The 21,600-nt window shown below is 67.9% G+C and carries 19 protein-coding genes and 1 pseudogene; 11 read left to right on the top strand and 9 right to left on the bottom strand.

Annotation, left to right across the window (positions count from 1 at the left end):
• Positions 1 to 125: 125 nt before the first annotated feature.
• Positions 126 to 395, top strand: a complete 270-nt coding sequence (locus ACZ7MX_RS01150; RefSeq protein WP_472128091.1) for a S26 family signal peptidase — start codon at positions 126 to 128, stop codon at positions 393 to 395.
• 32 nt (positions 396 to 427) lie between these two features.
• Here ACZ7MX_RS01150 and ACZ7MX_RS01145 read toward each other — a convergent pair whose 3' ends face one another.
• Both ACZ7MX_RS01145 and rph read right to left on the bottom strand, forming a co-directional pair.
• The gene (locus tag ACZ7MX_RS01145) at positions 428 to 952 is read right to left on the bottom strand and encodes a hypothetical protein (protein ID WP_472128089.1); all 525 of its coding nucleotides are present in this window, start codon (positions 950 to 952) and stop codon (positions 428 to 430) included.
• 64 nt (positions 953 to 1,016) lie between these two features.
• On the bottom strand, positions 1,017 to 3,638 hold the full coding sequence (rph, locus tag ACZ7MX_RS01140; RefSeq protein ID WP_472128087.1) for a rifamycin-inactivating phosphotransferase: 2,622 nt from the start codon (positions 3,636 to 3,638) through the stop codon (positions 1,017 to 1,019).
• A 466-nt stretch (positions 3,639 to 4,104) separates the two neighbouring features.
• Here rph and ACZ7MX_RS01135 point away from each other — a divergent pair, with 466 nt between their 5' ends.
• From ACZ7MX_RS01135 to ACZ7MX_RS01120, 4 genes are all read left to right on the top strand, one after another.
• Positions 4,105 to 5,046, top strand: coding sequence for an ABC transporter ATP-binding protein (locus ACZ7MX_RS01135; protein ID WP_472128085.1), 942 nt, complete (start codon positions 4,105 to 4,107; stop codon positions 5,044 to 5,046).
• A complete protein-coding gene (locus ACZ7MX_RS01130; RefSeq protein ID WP_472128083.1) occupies positions 5,043 to 6,422 on the top strand; it encodes an ABC transporter permease in 1,380 nt (459 codons plus the stop codon). Before ACZ7MX_RS01135 ends, ACZ7MX_RS01130 begins: the two co-directional genes overlap by 4 nt.
• A 4-nt stretch (positions 6,423 to 6,426) precedes the next feature.
• Positions 6,427 to 9,189, top strand: a complete 2,763-nt coding sequence (locus tag ACZ7MX_RS01125) for an alkaline phosphatase family protein (protein WP_472128081.1) — start codon at positions 6,427 to 6,429, stop codon at positions 9,187 to 9,189.
• A 237-nt stretch (positions 9,190 to 9,426) separates the two neighbouring features.
• A complete protein-coding gene (locus ACZ7MX_RS01120) occupies positions 9,427 to 9,954 on the top strand; it encodes a DUF1877 family protein (RefSeq protein ID WP_472128079.1) in 528 nt (175 codons plus the stop codon).
• 81 nt (positions 9,955 to 10,035) lie between these two features.
• Here the strand turns inward: ACZ7MX_RS01120 and ACZ7MX_RS01115 are convergent, their stop codons facing one another.
• Positions 10,036 to 10,941 carry a LysR substrate-binding domain-containing protein gene (locus ACZ7MX_RS01115; protein WP_472128077.1) on the bottom strand — a complete coding sequence of 302 codons (906 nt, stop codon included), beginning with the start codon at positions 10,939 to 10,941 and terminating at the stop codon, positions 10,036 to 10,038.
• A 71-nt stretch (positions 10,942 to 11,012) separates the two neighbouring features.
• Between ACZ7MX_RS01115 and ACZ7MX_RS01110 the strand changes: the two genes are divergently transcribed.
• The 3 genes and pseudogenes from ACZ7MX_RS01110 to ACZ7MX_RS01100 all read left to right on the top strand — a co-directional run.
• Positions 11,013 to 11,933 (top strand): dihydrodipicolinate synthase family protein, encoded by a 921-nt coding sequence (locus ACZ7MX_RS01110; protein WP_472128076.1) that lies wholly within the window; start codon positions 11,013 to 11,015, stop codon positions 11,931 to 11,933.
• Between the two features lie 416 nt (positions 11,934 to 12,349).
• A complete protein-coding gene (locus ACZ7MX_RS01105; protein ID WP_472128074.1) occupies positions 12,350 to 13,315 on the top strand; it encodes a S1 family peptidase in 966 nt (321 codons plus the stop codon).
• 471 nt (positions 13,316 to 13,786) lie between these two features.
• Positions 13,787 to 13,867: pseudogene (locus tag ACZ7MX_RS01100) on the top strand (DNA-binding response regulator); the annotation flags it as partial.
• A 342-nt stretch (positions 13,868 to 14,209) separates the two neighbouring features.
• Here ACZ7MX_RS01100 and ACZ7MX_RS01095 read toward each other — a convergent pair.
• A complete protein-coding gene (locus tag ACZ7MX_RS01095; protein WP_472128072.1) occupies positions 14,210 to 14,734 on the bottom strand; it encodes an SMI1/KNR4 family protein in 525 nt (174 codons plus the stop codon).
• 309 nt (positions 14,735 to 15,043) lie between these two features.
• Between ACZ7MX_RS01095 and ACZ7MX_RS01090 the strand changes: the two genes are divergently transcribed.
• A complete protein-coding gene (locus ACZ7MX_RS01090) occupies positions 15,044 to 15,520 on the top strand; it encodes a DUF2000 domain-containing protein (protein WP_472128070.1) in 477 nt (158 codons plus the stop codon).
• A gap of 241 nt (positions 15,521 to 15,761) precedes the next feature.
• Here ACZ7MX_RS01090 and ACZ7MX_RS01085 read toward each other — a convergent pair whose 3' ends face one another.
• The 3 genes from ACZ7MX_RS01085 to ACZ7MX_RS01075 form a co-directional block, all read right to left on the bottom strand.
• Positions 15,762 to 16,490, bottom strand: a complete 729-nt coding sequence (locus ACZ7MX_RS01085) for a hypothetical protein (RefSeq protein WP_472128068.1) — start codon at positions 16,488 to 16,490, stop codon at positions 15,762 to 15,764.
• A gap of 311 nt (positions 16,491 to 16,801) precedes the next feature.
• A complete protein-coding gene (locus ACZ7MX_RS01080) occupies positions 16,802 to 17,068 on the bottom strand; it encodes a hypothetical protein (protein ID WP_472128066.1) in 267 nt (88 codons plus the stop codon).
• A gap of 282 nt (positions 17,069 to 17,350) precedes the next feature.
• On the bottom strand, positions 17,351 to 17,884 hold the full coding sequence (locus ACZ7MX_RS01075; protein ID WP_472128065.1) for an SMI1/KNR4 family protein: 534 nt from the start codon (positions 17,882 to 17,884) through the stop codon (positions 17,351 to 17,353).
• Positions 17,885 to 18,105: 221 nt separating this feature from the next.
• Between ACZ7MX_RS01075 and ACZ7MX_RS01070 the strand changes: the two genes are divergently transcribed.
• Positions 18,106 to 18,327 carry a hypothetical protein gene (locus ACZ7MX_RS01070; protein WP_472128063.1) on the top strand — a complete coding sequence of 74 codons (222 nt, stop codon included), beginning with the start codon at positions 18,106 to 18,108 and terminating at the stop codon, positions 18,325 to 18,327.
• A gap of 216 nt (positions 18,328 to 18,543) precedes the next feature.
• Here the strand turns inward: ACZ7MX_RS01070 and ACZ7MX_RS01065 are convergent.
• Together ACZ7MX_RS01065 and ACZ7MX_RS01060 are read right to left on the bottom strand one after the other, a co-directional pair.
• Positions 18,544 to 19,307, bottom strand: a protein-coding gene (locus ACZ7MX_RS01065) for an IS5 family transposase (protein ID WP_472129241.1) whose coding sequence is annotated in 2 segments (ribosomal slippage) — positions 18,544 to 19,005 and positions 19,008 to 19,307 — 762 coding nt in all. Because the reading frame shifts where the segments join, the coding sequence is not laid out codon by codon here.
• Positions 19,308 to 19,467: 160 nt separating this feature from the next.
• Positions 19,468 to 20,043, bottom strand: a complete 576-nt coding sequence (locus ACZ7MX_RS01060; RefSeq protein ID WP_472128061.1) for a CGNR zinc finger domain-containing protein — start codon at positions 20,041 to 20,043, stop codon at positions 19,468 to 19,470.
• Positions 20,044 to 20,146: 103 nt separating this feature from the next.
• Between ACZ7MX_RS01060 and ACZ7MX_RS01055 the strand changes: the two genes are divergently transcribed.
• Positions 20,147 to 21,319, top strand: coding sequence for an epoxide hydrolase family protein (locus ACZ7MX_RS01055; protein ID WP_472128059.1), 1,173 nt, complete (start codon positions 20,147 to 20,149; stop codon positions 21,317 to 21,319).
• Positions 21,320 to 21,600 lie beyond the last annotated feature (281 nt).

The following is a 21,600-nucleotide window of genomic DNA, read 5'->3' as shown; positions in this document are numbered from 1 at the left end:
GCGGATCCAGAAGCGGTCGCGGCGCCGGGCGGCCAGGGCTCGAAAGGGCTCGACGCCGGGAGCAGACCAACGCCCCGGACCCCTGCCCGGCCCCCGCCCCGCCACCCGCCGCCCCGGCCCGCGCGGTGCCGGGCCCGGCGCTGCTGATCAAGCGGGTGGCCGCGGTGCCCGGGGACCCCGTGCCCCGCGACCGGGTGGCCGCGCTGGCCGGCGTTCCCGAGCGGTGCGTGCCCCGCGGGCAACTGGTCCTGCTCGGCGACAATCCGGGGGCCAGTTTCGACTCCCGCCATCGGGGCTACTTCGCGGCCGCGCATGTCGTGGGAACGGTGTGGCGCTCGCTTCCGGCGTCGACACGGCCGCAGGGCGGCGGCCGTCGTCGGGACGGTGATCGCTGAGTCCTTGCGGCTCGATCGGGCCGGAACGGGTGCTACCAGCGATCCCACCAGGCAGGCAGTTCCGGGACGTCGAGCAAGAACCCCCGTCGCCGGCCGGGCAGTACGCCGATCGACGACTCGGCGGGGTGGCGACGCTGGAAGGCGTGGGCGTCTTCGCCGTTCTGCCCGGAGAACCGGAAGACCTTGCTCGCCTCGTGTGGGCGCCCGTTGAGGGGATCCGGCCAAGCCACCACGAGCCGCACCGTCCAGTGGCCCGGACCTCGCGGGTTCTTGGCGAACGAGGTGCGCGCCGCGACGACCCGGCCCTGTACGGCCGGGCCGCAGCGGCGCAGCCGTCGCAGGTGCCGGTAATGCGCGAGGCGCAGCAGTCTGGTCCAGCCGATGACCGCGGCAGCAGTTCCGGCGATGCCCGCCAGCGGGATCGCCGTGTCCACGATGGCCGGGTCACCGGTCAGCGGCCTTGTGAGGACGGCGGCGGCCATCGCGCCCAGAACGAACCCGAAGAAGGGCGCGACGATCGCTCCCACCACCAGGAGCGCGATCCGGACGATCCGCATGAGAGGCGATCCTAGTTTCTCGCCTCCCGGGCCGACTCCGGCGCCGCGCTCCTGGTGTGGTCGGTCACGTCAGGATCTCGATGTACCCGTCCGTTCCGTGCACGCGGATCCGCTGCCCGTCCCGGATCAGCCGGGTGGCCCGTTCCACGCCCACGACGGCCGGCAGGCCGTACTCCCGGGCGATCACCGCGCCATGGGTCATCAGGCCGCCCACCTCCGTCACCAGGCCCGCGGCTCCGACGAACAGCGGCGACCAACTGGGATCCGTGAAGGTCGTGACCAGGATGTCACCCGCTTCGAGATCGGCCTCCGCCATGTCGAGGATGACGCGGGCCCTTCCCTCGACGGTCCCGGCGGAGACCGGCAGGCCGATCAGGGCGCCGGCCGGCACGTCGTCGCGCCGGTACGACCCGGTGACGGCCTCGCCGTCCGAGGTGAGCACCCGGGGCGGTGTGAGCGCGTGGTACGACCGGAACGCGTCCTTGCGCTGCTGGATGAGCTGGTCATCCACCTGGTGCGAGCGCACGGCGTCGTGGAACTCCTGGAACGTGAGGTAGAAGACGTCCTCCTTCTCAGGAAGCACACCTGCCTGCACGAGGCGCTCGGCCTCCTGCAGCAGGGCCTGCTTGTAGAGGAAGTAGCGGCTGACGATGCCGTACTTGGGGTACTCCCGGTACCCGATGAAGGTGCGGACCCGGTCGATCATCCGCTTGGTCTCGTCGGCTTTCCGGTCCCCGTCCGGCAGGGCCCGCAAGCGTGACAGCACGTCCTGTTCCTTCGTCTGCGCCTTCTGCCGGCCTTCCTCGAAGCGCCGCACGGCGGCGCCCGGTGCGAAGTTCCTGACGTTGTCGAGGATCACGGGCACGAGCGTGGTGGGGCGCTCGCGCCAACGCGGCCTGGTGATGTCGATCTCGCCGACGCAGCGCATGCCGTACCGGTCGAGGTAGCCCTCGATGGCGTCGCGTGCTTCGGTCCCGCCCGCGCGCTTCGCCAGCTCGTCCAGGAAGGCGTCGTCCTCGACGTCCTCGACGCCCTGCAGGAACTCCACCACCTCCGGGTGCGGGCGGATCACGTCAGCGACGTCGAGCAGCGCCAGTCCCATCTCCGACGTGACGTTGTCGGGGGCGGACAGCGTGAGCGTGTCGGCCGCGTTCTTCTCGCCCAGCCACTCCTGCAGCGTGTCGTTGAGCCACCACGTGGCCTCCATCCCCGCCATGATCGCCTGAAGGCTCAGCGGATCACTGAGGACTCGCTTGTGCTCCTCGAAGGCCTCCCGCAGGAAGTCGAACAACGCCGGTCCGGTCTTCGTCCGGATGTCGCGCTCCAGGGCGGCGATGGAGGCTCGGCTGCGCTCGATCAGCTCGGTGACGATGGCCGGATCCGTCTCGATCGGCGCGGACGCACCGCCGGCCGGCGGCCCGCCGGACTGCGGCCTGCCGGGAGGGGCGTCCGGGAGCGACGGGACGAAATCGTCGCGGTCGAGGACGGTCTCCAGCGCGTCCCTGATCAGCGGATCGCCTCTCCCCAGGACGTCCAGGAGGCCGGCGCGGCTCGCGGGCGAGGCCAGGCGCCGGGTGACGTCGACGAACAGCCTCCCGCCGGCCTCGTGCATCGGCACCATGGCCGTCAGCTGCCACATGGAAAGCCCCAAGGGCTTCATGGGGTCGGTCATCATCTGCCCATGACCGACGGAGACGTAGACGTGATTCTCCTGGTCGCCGGTCTCGGGGAGGGGAAACAGCGTCGTGATCGGCCGGCTCTGAACGATCTGGAAGCCCCCGTCGACCAGGCACCATTCGATGTCCTGCGGGCGGCCGAAGTGCGCTTCGATCCGACGCCCGAGCTGCACGAGCCGCACGACCTGTGCATCCGTCAGCGCCGGCTGCTCCTGCCGCTGTGCGTCGATCGCCACTTCCTGCGTACCGCCGGCCGGCAGGGCGTGCACGGCACGCTGTTTGGCGGCGATCGTCTTGGCGACGACCTCGCCGTTACGCACCTTGAAGACGTCCGGGTTCACCAGACCGGAGACCAGGGCCTCGCCGAGGCCGAAGCCGGCGTCCACGGTGGCGACCTGCCGGTTGCCCGAGACGGGGTCAGCCGTGAACAGGATGCCGGCCGCCTGCGGGAAGACCATCTGCTGTACGACCACGGCCATGTGGACCGTACGGTGGTCGATACCGTTTTGCTGGCGGTAGGTCACGGCCCGCTCGGTGAACAGCGAGGCCCAGCACCGGCTGACGTGCTGGAGGACCGCCGTCGGCCCCACGACGTTCAGGTACGTGTCCTGCTGGCCGGCGAACGAGGCCGTCGGCAGGTCCTCTGCCGTCGCGCTGGACCGGACGGCGTAGGCGGCTTGCTCGCCGAACCGGGCGAGTGCGCGGGTGATCGCCGCCGCGAGATCGCCCGGAAGGGCAATCCCTTCGATGGTCCGGCGAATCTGCGCGCTGAGCGTGCGGATCGCCTCCCGGTCGTCCGGATTCACGCGCGCCAACTGGTCGAGCCGCTCGTGGACCGACGGCGCTTCCGCCATGACCCGCCGGAAGGCGTCCGTCGTCACGCAGAACCCACCCGGCACGCGGACGCCTTCGATCCTCGACAGCCCGCCCAGGTGCGCGCCCTTGCCGCCCACGACCGCGACCTGCGTCTCGTCAATGTCCCAAAGATCCCGCACGTACTGCTCAGTCATCGGGCTACCTCCTCCGTGCCGTGCACCCGCAACCGCAACCGCGCTGCCGGTCCCCCCACTGATTCGACGTCACCGCGTCCCCCGTACGTCGACAACAACACACGCACGTCGTGCCCCTCATTTCCGCAGGTTGTGTGGCCTCGGCCGATGATTCTGCGCTGCCCCCCGGGTCTTGCCGCAAGCCCCCCAGTGCGCTATACGTTGAGAGTGGCAAGGAGAGAACTCTCCTTGCCTTTCCCTTTGCCCCTAGCCGACCGCTGGGGCCTTGCCGTCCCGGCCAGTTCGTCCACGCTCGCGCCGTCGACCACGCACCGCACCCCGACACCCCGGCGCTCCTCGGCGCCCGCCCGGGCATCGTCGCGGTGCATGCCGGTCGTCAACCGTTCCATGAGCATTCAACTGACTGCTCCTGGTCATCGTTGGGGACGGCCTCTACCGTCCTTGAGGCTCTCGAAGGAAGGGACTCATGGACGCACTCCTCGCAGTCCGGGCTCGCGGGATCACCAAGTCGTTCGGCGATGTCGTCGCGCTCGACGGCGTCGACCTGGAGGTGACGCAGGGGCAGATCCACGGCCTGGTCGGACCGAACGGTGCCGGCAAGACGACCTTGCTCGGCCTTCTGCTGGGTCTGGCCGTCGCCGACAGCGGCAGCCTCGACATCCTGGGTACACCGGTCGGGCGGACGCCCGACGCTCCCGACGGTGTCGCGGGCTTCGTGGACGGCCCCGGTCTCTACCCCTCGCTCACCGCCCGGCAGAACCTCGCCGCGCTCGCCGCTCTCCGCGGCGACGACACGCGGACGACGGCGATCGACGACGCGCTTGCGCAGGTCGGGCTCACCGATGTCGCCGACGATCGGGCCCGCGGCTTCTCCCTCGGCATGCGACAACGGCTGGGGCTGGCCGCGGCGTTGCTCAGCAAGCCCCGGCTGCTTGTGCTTGACGAGCCGTCCAACGGGCTGGACCCGGCCGGCAAAAAGCACGTGCACGGTGTCCTGACCCGGCTCGCGGCGGACGGCACCGGCGTCGTGCTCTCCAGTCACCGCATGGACGACGTCGAGGCCCTGTGCTCCGACGTCACCCTCCTCGCCACCGGACGGGTCGTCTTCTCCGGGCCGCTCGGCAAGCTGGCCGCCGAGGAGCAGGAACTCGACTACCGGATACGCACCTCCGATGCGCCCGCCGCCCGCCAACTGGCGGCCGGGACGGCCGGGATCCGCCTCGTCGAGGACGCCGGGGCACGGCACGACGCGCAGGCGCTCATCGTCCGCGCGCTGGTGCCTGCCCTCGACGAACTGGTGGTGCGGCTGGTGCGGGCGGGCGTCGCGGTACGGGAGCTCTCCCCCCTGGTGTCGCCGCTCGAAGCAGCGTTCCTCGCCCTCACCGAGCCTGAGGAGGCCGGACGATGACCGCGCCCCTCACCCACGCCCAGGCCCAGGCCGAGCCCCACGGTGCCGGTGCCCGCCGCGCCTCGGTGGCGCGTTGCTACCGCTTCGAGCTGGTCAAACTGGTCTCGCAGTGGCGGATCCGCCTGCTGGTTCTTGCCTGTTGGATCGCGCCGGCGCTCTTCGTCGCCGCGGTGAGCCAACAGAGCACGCTCCCCGTCGACACCCTTTTCGGCCGCTGGATGCACGCCACGGGATGGGCCGGGCCGCTGGTGGTGCTCGGTTTCGCGGGCACCTGGGCGCTGCCGCTGCTGACCTCGCTGGTCACCGGCGACGTGTTCGCCGCCGAGGACCGGCTCGGCACCTGGCGCCACCTGCTCGTGGCGGTCCGGTCGCCCAGGCGGATCTTCGCCGCGAAGGCGTTCGCCAGCCTCACCGTCCTCCTGCTGCTCGTGGCCGGACTGGCCTGTTCCAGCGCGGCCGGTGGCGTCGTGGCGGTCGGCAACCAGCCGCTGGTCGGCCTCGACGGCCACCTGCTGACGCCGGCGGACGCCGCCGTCAAAGTCCTGCTCGCCTGGGTCTGCGTCCTCGCTCCGACCCTCGCCCTCGCCGGAATCGGACTGCTCGGGTCCGTCGCGCTGGGGCGCTCCCCGATGGGACTGCTGCTGCCCGTGCTCGTCGCCCTCGCGATGCAGCTCGCCCAGATGATGCCGCTGCCCGTCGCCGTGCGCCTCGCCCTGCCCAGCTACGCCTTCATCGCCTGGAACGGTCTGTTCACCGGCCCGGCCCAGCTCGCCCCGCTCCTGATCGGCATCGGTGTCAGCCTGGCGTGGGCCGTGCTGGCGACAGCGCTGGCCTATCTGCTGTTCCTGCGGCGCGACTTCACCAACCTCAGTGATGACGGCTCGGGGCGCCGCGCGATCACGTTCGGAGTGCTGCCGCTGACCGGGCTGGTCGCCGTGACGGTGGGGGTCCTCACCACGTCGCTCACGACCACGGCGACCGGCTCCGGGATCGGGCAGGAGAAGGTGCAGAGCTCGGTCGCCACGGCATTCGCCCACCTGTACCGCATGCAGACCGAGCAGCTCCACCGGCCCGCCGTCACCGAGGACCGGCTGAGAGCCACGGCGACGTGCGACAAGGGCAGCCTCCAGGTCGCCGCGCAGGGGCCGGGCAACGACTGGCGCTGCGTCGTCTCCTGGCATCTCCCCGGCGTCCAGACCGCCGGGCAGGCCATCTATCAGCTCGACGTGACCCCGGACGGGCGGTTCATGGCTGATGGCGATGGGCCGAAGGAAGTCAACGGCTACTTCCTGGTGCGGACCCCGGAGGGGGACGCCCCGAACCCGCTGTGGCAGTTCGACGGCAATGTCGAACTTCTCTCCACCTCGAAGGGATGACTCCATGCAGGTCATACGCCGCCGTCGACATGACGAGAAGGAACGTTCCGGCTTTCTCGACAGACGCTTCAGCCGCTTCAGCCGCCGCAGTGCCCTGGCAACGGCCACCGCGGTCGTTCTCGCCGCCACGGCCGGCATCGGTTATGCCCAGACGCACCAGTTCGGCACCGACCAGGTGGGCCAGCAGACCGCTGACGGCCAGGTCGTCTCCAGCGACCAGTACATCGCCCCGTACGGCGACCGTCTCGTCATCGACAACGGCAAGATCATGTCGTCCTCGGTCAGCCCGGACGGCACCCACGTCGCGGCCTCGCTGACCGACGGCGGAGCGGCGCTGGCCATCGTCGACCGCAAGAACTGGAAGGTGCAGCAGCTCGTCAGCGCCTCCGCATCCTCGAACCCGCGCCTCAGCAGCAACTCCGTGGGCCAGGAAGGCCCCACGTACTCGCCCGACGGCAAGCAGCTGTGGCTGGGACAGACCGACGGCTACACCAAGCTCACCGTGAACCCGGACGGCAGCGTCAGCAACCCGACGTTCCTCAGGATCCCGGCGGACGGCGCCAAGCACGCGCTGGTGGGGGAGCCGGTGTTCTCGTCCGACGGCTCCACCGTGTACGCCGCGGTCAACGGCCAGAACAAGGTGGTCGCCCTCGATGCGGCGACCGGGGCCGTCAAGCAGAGCTGGGACGTGGGCAACGCCCCGCGCGACATGGTCAAGGTCGGCGACAAGCTCTACGTCAGCAACGAGGGCGGCCGTCCGGCCAAGCCCGGCGACACCACGATCAACTCCTACAACACCCAGGTGCCCGCCAACCCGAAGACCGGTGCCACCACCAGCGGCACGGTCAGCGTCATCGACCTGGCGAAGCCGGATGGCGCCGTCAAGAGCATCGACGTCGGTCTGCACCCGACCGCCCTCTACGCCAAGGGCGGGGCACTGTTCGTCACCAACACCGCCACCAACGACGTGTCGGTCATCAACATCGCCGCCGACAAGGTCGTGCAGACCATCGCCACCCGTCCGTGGCCGGAGGCGTCGGTGGGTTACGAGCCCAACGCGGTGACGCTCACCGACGACGGCCATCTCCTGGTGACGCTCGGCCGCGCCAACGCGGTCGCCGTATACAAGTACAAGAGCCCGCAGGAACCGGTCAGTTACGTCGGCCTGCTCCCCACGGACTACTTCCCCTCGGAGATCGCCACCGTCGGCAACCAGGTGCTGGTCTCCAACACCCGTGGCATCGACGCCCGTCGCCCCAACCCCAGCGGCGCGCACGGCACCCACGACACCACCTCCAGCCTGCAGCGCTTCACGCTGCCCGACGACAGCGCCATCAGGTCCCAGACGGCCAAGGTCTTCAAGCAGAACGGCTGGCTGGGCCACTCCGTCAAGAAGGCCGACGGCAGGAGTACCGCGAAGCCGGTAGCGGTCCCGCAGCGGCTCGGCGACCCCTCGCCGATCAAACACGTCTTCCTGATCGTCAAGGAGAACCGGACCTACGACCAGGTCTTCGGCGACATCCCGCAGGGCAACGGCGAGGCGAAGCTGGCGCAGTTCGGCGAGAACGTGACGCCGAACCAGCATGCGATGGCCAGGCAGTTCGGGCTGTACGACAACACCTACGACATCGGCACGAACTCTGCCGAGGGCCACAACTGGCTGATGCAGAGCGACAATCCGGAGTACACCGAGTCCTCGGCCGGCGAGTACCAGCGCAGCTACGACACCGAGAACGACGCTCTCGGCCACCAGAGGTCCGGTTTCCTGTGGACCGGCGCGCAGGCGGCGGGCAAGTCCGTCAAGGACTTCGGTGAGTTCCAGTCGGTGGAGAGCAAGCCGTCCGGAGCGTCCTGGCAGAACCTGTACTGCGACGCCAAGACCATGGACGCAACCGGGAAGCCCACGGACTACCCCATCAATGTCGGGTCGGCGATCCCCTCGCTCAACGACGTGTCGGTGCCCGGCTTCCCGATGTTCGACCTCGACGTCCCGGACGTCTACAAGTACCAGATCTGGAAGCAGGACTTCGAGAAGAACGGGCCGGCGAACCTGAACATGTTCTGGTTCTCCAACGACCACACCGGTGGTCCCGCGAGCCCCTCCGCCCAGGTCGCCGACAACGACCTCGCGGTCGGCAAGATGGTCGACAAGATCTCGCACAGCAAGTACTGGAAGAACTCGGCCATCTTCGTCGTCGAGGACGACTCCCAGGCCGGCCTCGACCACGTCGACGGGCACCGGGCCCCGATCCAGATCATCAGCCCCTGGGCACAGCGCGGCAAGACCGACAGCCACTACTACACCCAGATCACGGTGATCCGGACCATCGAGCAGATCCTCGGGATCCACCCGATGAACCAGAAGGACAGCGCGGCCAGCCCCATGAGCGGCGCCTTCACCCGCCTCCCGGACACCACCCCGTTCACGGCGCAGCCCAACCGCGTCTCCCTCACCGACGGCCTGAAGACCCAGCCGCCCTGCGGCTCGGACACCCCGGCACCGCAGAGCCCGAACGCAGCGGCCGTCGCGCCCGCGAAGGTACCCGCGGACAAGCAGGACCTCGCGGCAATCTGGGACAAGTGGAAGTCCAAGCAGCGGCTGACCGGCCCCCACGCCATCCCCGACTACGCCAACCCCGCCCAGATGAACCACCTCACCTGGTACGAGACGCACAACTGGAACAAGCCGTACCCGGGCGAGAAGAAGATCTTCGCGCCGCAGGATGTGCCGGGGGCGTACCTTCCCTCCTCGGAGAACGACGGCTGACGTCTGCCGGAGGCTGACCGCCGACCGGCTTCACCGCGGCCCGGACCTTCTTGGTCCGGGCCGCGAGCATCGCCCTTCTCGTTCTCCGCACGCGGCGCTCGGTGCCGGAGGGCGTCTTGGCAGTGCCTGGGATCCCGCGCCACGTCAGGAGACCGGGCGTCCCGCTGTCAGTGCCGTCGAGTAGGTTCTGCCCGTTCGGCCTGACTGGCGGGCCACTGAATGGAAGGACTCGTCGCCGTGAGCATCCACCTGCACCTGCGCGCCGTCGCGGAATCCGAGATCCGGGACGACCACACCTGGCTTGCGGCGTTCATGGGGAAGGCTTGGGAGAACCACCCCGACGAGTACGCAGCGGGCCTCGCCGACTCGATCGACAAGGTCTGGAGCTCAGTCAATGACCTCTACGCCGCAGCCGAAGTCCTCGATGCAGATGCAGATGCAGATGCAGATGCGAAGGCAGATTCTGACAAGCCCTGGACGCTGCCGATCTACGGCGGCCGCCCCGTGGCGCACAGCACGGACGCAGACCCCTCCAACCCACCCCTGGTGCTTCTGGAGTCGCCCGGGGTGTCACAGGCCGCACACTTCCTCGCGAGTGTCTCCTTCGACGAGTTGTGGAGCGTCGCCGGTGCCAAGCTCGTCGGCTGGGGCCGGGACGAGGAACAGGCCAGGCAGGAGTTCCTCGCTCATCACGGGGACCTCCAACGGTTCTACGGGCGGGCGGCTGCGGCAGGCCACGGCGTGGTCAAAGCGGTCTGGGCTTGAGACGTCGTCGCCTGCCGGCCGCAGTCATTCGTTGAGGGCTGCGACCTGCACAGTTGCCCACGCCGGCGCCGGGGGCGAACTTCACTTCCGCTGACCCACTGCTGCTCTTGCCGCGGCCACGAATGCGGCGATCGCCGGATGCGTACCGCCGCCCGCGCGGAAGGCGACCCTCGATCGACGGAACAACGGCAGCTTGGTCAATACGACGCCCGCCGGGGGATGCGCAGTGGCCATTTCCGGTACAAGTCCGGCACCTTGCCCGATGGCGGCCAGGGCCAGCGCTGTGCGGAAATCGTTGACCTGGTGGTGGATTCTCGGCTGGAACCCGGCCGCCTGGCAGGCGCGTACGGCCATCGCGTGACCGGTCGTGCCGTCGCGTGCGGTGATCCACGGGACCTCGGCGTAAGGACCGAGCAGCTCTGCCAAGGTGTTGCCGCGGCTGGTGGTCTTGGTCGCGGTGTTGGTGGCGAGGTACATGGGCTCCTCCAACAGGGGCACCTCGTCCACGGTGGTGTCCGGCGACGCGGGTACGAAGTCGTAGTCGTGGACAAGGGCCACGTCGAGTTCGCCGGCTCGCAGGCCGTCGGAGACGCGCGCCGAGTCGATCTCCTGCACCATCGGTTCCAGTGCGGGATGCCGTTGGGCCAGCTCGGCCAGCGCGGCGGGAACGATGGTGTGGCCACCGGAGGGGAAGGTCCCGATGCGCAGCGACCCGCCGATGCCCTCGCGCGCGTTGGCGAGTTCGGCGACCGCCAGTTCCAGGCGTTCCAGCACGGCATCGGCGTGTGCGACGAGGGACCGGCCGGCGGGCGTGAGGATCACACGCCTGCCGCTGCGTTCAAGCAAGGCCACGCCTGCCTCACGTTCCAGCACGCTCAGCTGCTGGGAGACGGCAGATGCGGTGAAGGTCAGCGCCTCGGCCACGGCGGCGATCGTGCCCCGCCGGTCCAACTCGCGAAGCAGGTAGAGACGACGCACATCAAGCATAAGTTCAGCTTAGGTATCACGGCAGAAATCAGCAATGGACCTACAGGATCGGCATGAGCAAGGGTGGGACCATGAAGTCCGATCCGAAATTCACCGGCCTGTACGTCCCCCTGGTGACTCCGTTCACCGACGATCTGCGCTTGGCGCCCGATGCGCTGGCCCGACTCGCCGACGAGGCGCTGTCGGCGGGTGCCTCCGGGCTCGTCGCCCTCGGCACCACCGCGGAAGCTGCCACATTGACCGCGGAGGAGAAGCAGACCGTGGTGGAAGTCTGCTCAGCCGCCTGCCGGGGACACGGCGCCCCGCTGATCGTCGGGGTCGGCACCAATGACACCGCCACCGCCGTCGAGTCGCTGCGCGAACTGGCGACCAGAGGCGACATAGCCGCGGCGCTGGTTCCCGCGCCGCCCTATATCCGCCCCGGTGAAGCGGGGACACTGGCGCATTTCACCGCGCTGGCCGACCACGGCGGCATACCGCTGATCGTGTACGACATTCCCTACCGCACCGGGCAGACTCTCAGCGCCGACACCCTTGCGGCACTCGGCCGCCTGCCAGAGGTCGCCGGGGTCAAGCACGCGACCGGCGCGATCGATGCGACCACGGTCGAATTGCTCGACTGCGCACCGCACGGTTTCGCCGTGCTCGGCGGCGACGACGTGGTCATATCACCCCTCGTCGCGGCGGGCGCGCACGGTGGAATTCTCGCCTCGGCCAATCTCCGTACCGCCGACTACGCCGAACTGATCTCGTTGTGGCGCCGCGGCTCCGGCGTACCCGCCCGCAGGCTCGGAGCGGAGTTGGCCCGCTTGTCCGCTGCGCTATTCGCCGAACCGAACCCGACAGTCATCAAGGGAGTGCTGCACGCCCAGGGACGCATTCCCAGCCCGGCCGTCCGGATGCCGCTGCTGGCCGCCTCCACCAGCTCGGTCCGCCGAGCAGCGCTCCTTGCCGGCAGCCGCACTCCCGTAGGGGCAGCGGCAGCTCACTGAACCAGATCTTCGCTGACGTCCTGGCGGCGGAGGGAAGCGACGTCCTGCCCCTTGATGCGTCGGGCGGGTGTGTGCCTGGCCCGTTGCGAGGACTCGGCCCACGTCATGCCGGGTGGCCGGGCGGCGGTTCTTCGCATCCGTCGGTCGGCCGGGGCCGGGACGAGGCGTGATCACCGCGGCGACATCCGCACCAGGGCCCAGGCAGACTGCGTCCAGTACCGCCATCCCAGTTGTACGGCTCTTCCCCGGCGCTCTGTGAAGTCCTCTGCCGGACAGCCACACTCCGGGCCCCGCGTCTTCCCCAGGACAGAGGGGGGTTAGCCCCACCATCGACCGACCCGTTGCCCAGATGGTCCGGCAGGCATCGAACAACGAGGCTGCATGCATACGGATCCGCCAAGGAAAAAGGACCCTCTGTGTTCAGTTTCAAGCCGCTGCGCCGCCGTACCGCCCGCACCGCTGCCGTCGGCGCTCTCGCCGCCGCGGCCTGCGTCACGGTCATGGCGGGCAGCGCCGGTGCCATCGTCAACGGGTCGGACTCCGCCGAGAGTTACCCGTTCATGGCGGTCATCCCGGAGTCGGCCCCGGACCAGGGCCTGATCGATGGGAACTGTGGGGCGTCGCTGATCGATCGGCAGTGGGTGCTGACGGCGGCCCACTGTGTGAAGGGCGAGGGCCTCAAGCTGGACGGCATCGTGCGCATCGGCAGCAAGCACCGCAAGTCCGGCGGCACCGTCCGGAAGATCGACCGGACCTTCGTCCACCCCGGCTATGCGAACGGCGACAACAAGGTCGCCAACAAGAACGACATCGCCCTGATACGCCTGGACCGCCCGGTCGCCCAGCAACCCATCAAGATCGCCGAGCAGGTGGGGCGACCCGGCACGCCGACCCGAATCCTGGGCTTCGGCACCACCGTCGACACCGAATTCAGGTTCCCGGACCGGCTGCAGGAGCTGAACACCCGCAGGGGCGCCGCGTCCGAGTGCGCGCCCGGCTACGCGGACCGGACCCGGCTGTGCACGCTCACCACCGTGCCCAAGGCCATGGCGTGCTCCGGGGACTCCGGCGGGCCGCAGGTCCAAAAGGGCCAAAACGGCCGCTGGGAACTGATCGGCGTCACCTCGGGCCCCGGCGCCCCGAAGGTGCCGTGCTCGCAAGGCCCCGGCCTCTACACCAGCGCGCCCGCCTACGCGGGCTGGATCGCCAGGACCATGAAGACCAACAGCGCCCCGTCGACTGCGGCCAAGGACTCCGACCTCGCCGAAACCGGCACGAACGACAACACCGCGGCGATGGCCGGCATGGCTGCCGTGCTGATCGCCGCCGGTGGCGGCGCAGCCCTCGCAGTACGCCGCCGCGCGGCCCGCGACACCGCCTGAGCCAAGCCGTCACACCCAAAGGCGGCCCCCCGGTTACGGGGCCGCCGCCCTTTGCCGCGACACGGCACTGCCGTCATTTCCCGTGAACCTCCACGAGTCGGCTGGTGACCGGACAGCAGGTGGTCGGCTCACCGACCAACCACACCTTGACGTCACCGAAGTCGACCTCAGCCTCCTGCGGGGCTGGTGGGACTGAGGGACGAACGCCTCCGCCGCTGCCTTCCCGGACGCCGCCAGGAGCGCAGGCTTCCGGCCAGCCACGTAGCACCTGCTCGATCACCGACTGGTACGGATCGAGCGCGGTCGCACGCGACGGGAGCTTCTTCCGCGGCTCCGGCCATGCAAAATTCACCGCTTTCCGCACCGCCCGGTACGTCCCCCCGCACTTGCGCGGCCCGCATCGACATCCCAGCACGGTGGTCACGCCGGATCGCCGCATACCACTCGACCTACGACGTCTGCGGGGCCGCAGTGCTGATCCTCACCACCTTCGGGGAGCAGCAGAACGTGCTGCGCGCCCTGGCGGAGGGCAGTGCAGGCTTTCTGCTCAAGACGTGGACTCGCTGGCGTCCGGCCAGAGCGTGCGCCGTTCCGAGCAGGCCCGCCTTGAGTGGAGACCATATCGGACCGCGAGTTGGAGATGAGAAACGACGGCACTGCCGTGCTCAAGAACGCCGAAGGGGTCGTCCGCGGTCGGTCGGTGGGACGCTACGAAGGGCACAGGACACCTACGAATCTTGTCAGGGCGCCGTATCACGCAGGTCAGGGCGGCGGTCCCTGGGCAGTCCGAAGCCTGCGCTCTACGCGACATCCCGCCCTCCAGGCGAATCACGTCGAACGACTACCCAGCGATGAGGACACATCCCCGCTCGGGCCCGAATACGACCCACGCCGTCACTCATCCTCGCCCGAGCCAGGCGTGAACACCGTGCCGAGGTCGTACTGCGCGATCCCGAAAGGTTGAAAATCGGCATCGGCAAGGACGCGGTAGAGGAACTCCGAGGTGGACATGTCGTATCGGTGCCATGGGCCGCCGTCATGGGACCGCGCAAGGACGGGGTAGTCGCCAGGCCGCTCGGCATCGATCAGCCAGCAGTACTCGTCGGCCCACTCGGTGGAGCCCCACTCAACCAGTCCCTTGCCGCCCGGCGCGTAGACCGCATAGGGATCGACGGCGGAGACGCCTCCGAACGTGCTGTCCTGGTCGACCAACAGGTCGACCCGCCAGTGTTTCAGGAAGTCGAACGCCCCGCGGCCCTCGTCCCGCCCCAGAAAGTAGACGGAATCACTGAAGACGCCGCCGCCGAACGCCTCGTAGAGCTCCTTGTAGTCCGCCGGCAGCGGAACCCCCAGCTCTCCCTCGATCGCCGCCCAGTCTACGGAGATCCCGAGCGGCTCCCACCCGGTCAATTCGATCACTCGCTGAACCCACATGCACCCATCTTTTAGCACTGACCTTCCTTCCGCTGTCCTCCACGCCTACCACCGACACCCCTGACTGCGAAGAGCCGATGACCGTCGCCGATCAGTAAACGCAGACGTACTGATCGAGGACGTTGCTCGAAGGCGATGGATGGCTCTTACAAGCCATCTCAATTGGTAAGGCTGCCGTAGCAGATGAGGGTGCAGGAATGTACAAGACCGGCGTGCCAGTCCGGGCCAGTCCCTAGGGATCAACGCCCGAGGCTCCCCTCAACGACATCCCTTGAAGGCTTGAAAGAGGTCCACATGACCGTGCCCACTTCGCGCCCTACCTGTGTCGACGCGACTGAGGTCGACAGCCGCTATAAGTTCGTCGTCGCCCTCAAGGCGAAGCTTCCGCCCGGGGTGGCGGCCAACGCGGCGTCGCACCTGTGCCTGGGACTGGCCGCCAAGGCAGCCACCGAACAGCCGGAGCTGCTGCGCAAGATGTCGTTCCTTACGTTCTCGGACGCTGACGCCGGCAGCCACGCCCCCATTTCCGGGCTCTCCCTCGTGGTCCTCGAAGGGCGCCCGGCCTGGGTCCGGCGACTGCGCGACCAGGCCGACGCTTCAGGGCTGCTGTACACCGACTTCACCGCAGAGATGACCGGGGATACCTACGCAGAACAGCTCGACCGGATGAAGACCACGCCGGAGCAGGCGCTCGACTACTACGGAATCGCCGTCTTCGGGCAGCGCGATGTGCTGGATCCGCTGACCAAGAAGTTCTCCCTCCTGCGCTGACCTCCCGCCGAGCCCGACCACTTCGTCCAGTGCTCGCGCTGGACGAGGTGGCCTCGTCGTTGCCTGGACAAGCGCTCCGGCAAGGAGCCGCCGCGTCGTCGCGGGTCGCCTCAGCCGGCTGGCTGGGGCCGGGAGTCTCCTGCCGGATCGTACGCACTGGCAGGCACGAGAACTGGCGACAGTTGAAGAGGAGAGTCCACCAGTATCACGTCCGTTGCACACGCGTGGGCTGAAGTGCGGCTCAGCCGGCGGGGATCTTCGCGACGGCGGCCTCGATGTGCCCGTCGACCAAGGCGGGCGCACCCACAAGCGTCACCAGTACGTTGCCGCGGCGGACGGCGGCCGTCTTCAGCACTGAGGTCCCTGCCGGGCCGCTGAACGTGGTCGTGTACGCGTAGGCGTCGGGACCCGGGACGGGAGCGGCATCCTTGTGCACCGTGACGGTGACCGGGGTACTGCCTGAGGTCATGGTGTAGGTGGGACAGGCCGTCTGGGCATGCACGAGCCTGCGCAGCCCCGCCGACAGCTTGGACGGCGTATCGCTGTCCAACTCCTCTCCCAGCGTCGAATCCGCGCCGAACGTGAAGCCGGCGGAGGTCTTCGTCGCGAACTCGACTTCGTCGCTGTGTTTGCCCAGCTCTTCCAGAGCGGGGCACCCGCTCATGCCTATGTCGTCGTACCGATGAGGGTCGGCGGCCTTCTCATCCTCGGGTGTCTCGGTCTGGGTGTACCCCGGCCCCAGGTCACCAGTGGTCAGCAAGAGGTGACGCAGCCGTTGGCCCTGGACCGGCTTGAGGTTGGTGGAGGCACTCGGCGTGGCCGGGGAACTGGAATCTGCGGTGGCGGAGGCTGTCGGTTTGGTGTCGTGCTTGCCAGTGGTAGGAGTGTTGCTGCATCCGGACGCCAGGGCCAAGATTCCGCAGGCAGCCGCGGCTGCCGCCACGCTGATTCGACGCTTCTTGGTCTGCACTGGCCAACCCCCGTTATTCGACAACGGGCATGATCATATCGGCGTTCGATCATTCGACGATGCGAAGCCCAGTGAGGTGGCGTGATCATCGCTCTCCATCTGTCGAGATGTCGTGGCGAGCGGCTTTACGGCCCTCACCACCTCAGGGAGAAACGGGATCCACTTGCCGACGGCCTTGGTGGCTGTCTTGGACCGCCATGGTCGTCCCACCCCGCGCACCGAGCGGCGGCCCCCGCCCCCCCCGGCATCGCGCCGTCCGCCGCGCCAACCCTGCTTGGCTCCCTTGTGAAAGCCTGTGGATCAGTAGCTGTTCACGTTGCCTTGTGGTGCAGGGGGACGAGCCCTTCGATAGTGCCCAGCCAGGCCTGCAGAGCAGGGCTCGGGGCTGGGGTCGTGGTGAGCAACAGCGCCCGGGCCGCCGGATGTTCCGGAGCATAGAGGTCGTCTTCAAGGACTGTGAGCACACGCGTTGTGCTGGCGTGACGGCCAATGACCACATCACGGGAGTTGAGCCAGAACCTCTCTAGGAACAGCGTTGGCGACCGGTTCCTGAGGCAGTTGATGATCACCTGGCTCACGGATCTCGATGAGAAACGACGGCACTGTCGTGTTCCAAGAACGTGGGAAGGCCAGCCGTTCGTCAGAGCGACTGGCCGCCGAAGGCGTCGTCCGCGGGCGGTGGAACGCTGCGGAGGGGGACCGGACACCTACGAATCTTGGTCAGGGCGCCGGGTCACGCAGGTCACGGCAATTCCTGGGCACCCCGAAGCCTGCCATCTTCGAAGGTTAACGAACAACGGTGCAAAAACCGGCGCTTGTACTCTCCGTCACGATCCGCCCCGGGTACGACACACCGTCACTCACCCCTCGCCCGAGCCGGGCGTGAACGTCGTGCCGAGGTCGTACTGCGCGATCCCGAACGGCTGGAAATCGGTATCGGCAAGGACGCGGTAGAGGAACTCCGAGGTGGACATGTCGTACCGGTGCCATGCGCCGATGTCATTGGACCGTGCGAGGACGGGGTACTCGCCCGGCCGCTCGGCATCGATCAGCCAGAAGTATTCGTCGGCCCATTCGGTGGAGCCCCACTCAACCAGCCCCTTGCCGCCCGGCGCGTAGATCGCATAGGGCTCGACGGCGGAGACGTCTCCGAACTTGCTGTCTTGGTCGACCGACAGGGAGACCCGCCACTGTCTCAGGAAGTCGAACGCGGGGCCTTCGTCGCGCCCCAGAAAGTAGAGGGAATCACTGAAGACGCCGCCGCCGAACGCCTCGTAGAGCTCCTTGTAGTCCGCCGGCAGCGGAACTCCCAGCTCTCCCTCCATCGCCGCCCAGTCGACGGAGATCCCGAGCGGCTCCCACCCGGTCAGTTCGACCACTCGCTGAACCCACATGCAACGATCTTTTAGCACGGGCTTTCGTTCCGGTGTCCCTCAGCCCCCTCGTCGCTCACGTCAAGATCGGCAGCTATCGCAAGCAGCCGTCATCCTCGCATCGCTCCTGATGTGGGCGTGACATGTGAAGACAACTCCTAGTGGTCGGCGCCGGCACTGGGGCCGCCGTACTGGCTTTGATCTCAGCCGAGTTGGGGCGGCGCGGCATTGACCCCGTGTACGTGACCGCCCACCGCTTTCACCTCATCTACCTGTGCGGCGGGGCACTCCTGGTGGCGGCTGGCGGCCCCAGTCACCGGTGGGTGGCCGAGCCGTCCGCCCCGCTCCTGCTGGGCGTACTGGCGGTGGCTATCCCGCTGTTCCTGCTGCAGGCCGGTCTGCAGCGCGGGGATCCGATGGTGGCCATGGTGCTGCTGACCACCTGCCCGGCGCCACGTACCTAGCCGCGTCCGTTTTCCACGGCGGGTTCAACGTCACGTCGCTCGCGCTGATCTGCTGCCTGATCGCCGTGGCCCCGTGGTACGCCTGGCTGTCCAGGCAGGAAGCAACGGACCGCCGCGGTGGGGCTGTACAGCATTCGAAGTACAGCAACCATCGTGACCACAGGCACCTGAAGCCGACTGCCCGCAACGGCCCCGCCTCGCCCCTAACGGGCCATCTCAATTTGAGAGTCTGCGGTAGCAGATCAGGGTGCAGGCGATGCTGATGAAGGCCAGGAAGTGGTCGGCGTTGCGCTCGTAGCGGCGGTGGAGTCGGCGGCAGCCAGCGAGCCAGGCCATCGTGCGTTCAATGGTCCAACGGTGGCGTCCCAGCCGCTGTGAGGTCTCGATGCCCTTGCGGGCGATGCGGTGCCGGATGCCCCGCGTGGATAACCATCGCCGCAGGTGAGCGTAGTCGTAGCCCTTGTCGGCGTGGAGCTTGCCGGGCTTGCGCCGACGAGGACCTCGGCGCGAGCGGACCGGAGGTATGCCTTTCACAAGCGGGACCAGGGCCGGGCTGTCGTGGAGATTGGCACCTGAAATTCCGACGGACAGGGGCAGACCGTTCCGCTCGGTGATCAGGTGGATCTTTGAGCCGTACTTGCCTCGGTCGACAGGATTCGGACCTGTCAGCTCCCCCTTTTCAGGGCCCGCATATTCACCGAGCCGATCGCGCAACGAGACCAGTCCAGGTCGCCGCGGGAGCCGAGTTCGTCGAGGACCAGGCGGTGGAGCTTGGCCCACACGTGTGCCTTCGTCCACTCGGTGAAACGGCGGTGAGCCGTTGCCCCGGACGGTCCGAGAGACGCTGCGGGCAGCTGCTGCCACGTGCAGCCCGATGTGGCGACGAACACGATCGCGGCCAGAACCTCGCGGTCGCCGTGCCGACGTCGGCCGCCACCCTGAGGTCGCGTCGGCGCCTCAGGCACCACTCTCTGGAACAGCTCTCACAACTCGTTCGGCACCAGCCGCTCAACGATCCCCACCACAGCCGACAGCCTACCGAGCCAATTGAGATGACTTCTTAGTGGTGCCGTTGAGGTGCATCCAACGTGGCGGATGTGTCGCAGGCGTGGGGCTCACTGGGATGCACCGAGGTAACGATCACTCCGCTGATCTGAGGTTTTTGCGCTGGTTGGCGTGGAAGCGCGCTTTCTTCTGACGATTCCCGCACGTGTTCATGTCGCACCATTTGCGGGTGCGACTCTGGCTGGTGTCGAAGAAGGCGGCTTGGCAGGTCGGTGATGCACACAAGGCCAATTTTCCGTCTCGTTCGCCCGCGAGGATGCTGATCGCGTCGGCGGCGATCACGCTGAGGGCATCTTCGACGCGGGAAGCCGAGCTGAGCCGCCATTGCCGCTTGCCCTCGGGTGTCAGGATCGCTGCGGCCCGACCCTGAGCGCTGCAGTCATTGATGACTTGGACAGCAGACGCAGGGAGAGCGTCCTGGATCGCGGCCGCTGTCGCGGCGGCGTGAATCGACTCCCTCAGTTCCCGAGCGAGGTCGAGCTGGGCAAGGGTGCAGGAGTCCACGGCGAGGCCGTTCACCGCCAGCCAGTCGACGAGTCGGTGCGGCGTGGGAATGCGCTCCACGGCGTCGCCATGCCGCTCCGACAGGGTCCCCGTGAAGCTGGTTGCCAGCACCTTACCGAGGCGGAAGTCAGGGAACTCAGCGCGCATGGAACCACCTTAGCCGGTTGCGGCGTGGCTCGGAAACCTGCTAGAACCGGCTTAGCCGGTTCGCGATAGTTCGCAGCCGGTCCCGCGATGGCCAGGAGGTCTCATGCTCCGTCCAACCAGCGACGTGCAAGCATTTGAAGCCCACGCAACCGACGCCGATCTCGACGATCTACGCGCGCGATTGGCCGCGGCGCGACTACCGGAGGCCGAGACGGTCTATCGCGCCGCGCCCGACCCTCGCCGATGGGAACAGGGCGTTCCTCTCGCTGACCTCGTCGATGTCGTGAACTACTGGCGCACCGGGTACAACTGGCGGTCGTTCGAAGAGCGCCTCAACCGGATCGGCCAGTTCCGCACGACCATTGATGATCTGGGAATCCACTTCCTGCACTGCCGATCCCCGCGCGCGGATGCCACTCCTCTGCTCTTGACGCACGGCTGGCCAGACAGCATTGCCCGGTTCGTCGATGTAGTGCAGGAGCTGGCAGATCCGAAAGATGCAGACGCACCGGCGTTCCACGTCGTGGTCCCGTCGCTACCAGGCTTTGGTTACAGCGACAAGCCGGCCACCACGGGGTGGGGAACCGAAAAGATTGCGGCCGCATGGGTAGAACTGATGGGAAGGCTCGGCTACAGCAAGTTCGCAGCCCACGGCGGTGATTGGGGAGGTAATATCACCACGGTTCTCGGCGGCAGGTTCCCGGCGCACGTTCTCGGCATCCACACAACGTTCGCGGAGGGACCGCCCGGGCTGACAACGGACGGGCTGACGGCGGTTGAGCGTAAGTGGACCGAGGAAACCCGCGACTTCTGGCGCCACCGCGCGGCGTACGCGAAGCAGCAGGCGACCCGACCGCAGACCATCGGCTACTCGCTCGTCGACTCACCGGTCGGGCTTCTTGCCTGGATCCTCGACAAGTTCGCCGAGTGGTCAGACACCGAAGACAGCCCGTTCGAGACGATTTCCAGAGACCGCATTCTCGACAACGTCACCCTGTATTGGCTGACGCGGACCGGCGCATCGGCGGCCCGCATTTACTACGAAAGCCACAACTCGCTGGACCCCGAACTTCGGGTCGACGTCCCGTCGGCAATCACTATGTATCCCCGCGACGTCGAGAAGTGTCCGCGCGCCTGGGCACAGGAGCGGTACCGACAAATCGTCCGATGGAGGTCGCCCGAAAACGGGGGGCATTTCCCGTCGCTGGAGGTTCCCGACTATTTCGTCAAAGATCTACAAGAGGGCCTCGCGGCAGTGCTGGCCGCCAATCAGTGAACGCCGCTGGGTGCCAGCACTCGATCACCGCCTGATCCGCTCAAGGCGTTGCCCGACGGCCTCCAGACCGAGTTCACCGAGTTCACCGAGTTCACCGATTTCCTCGAGCCCATCGAGACGGCAGACGTGCACAGGCGTGCTCAGTGACTCTCCCACACACCGCGACACGAAGATCGGCAGTCACTCAAGGTAAGCGACCACCAGAAGTGGACCAGAGCCACTACTGCTCGATAAATCCAGACCCACCGTGGTGAGGTCGTAGATGGCGCTGCTGCTTGACG

The organism is Streptomyces sp. NPDC107765, from assembly GCF_055657085.1.
The sequence above is the reverse complement of the archived record's forward strand: the minus strand, read 5'-3'. Positions and strand labels throughout refer to the sequence as shown.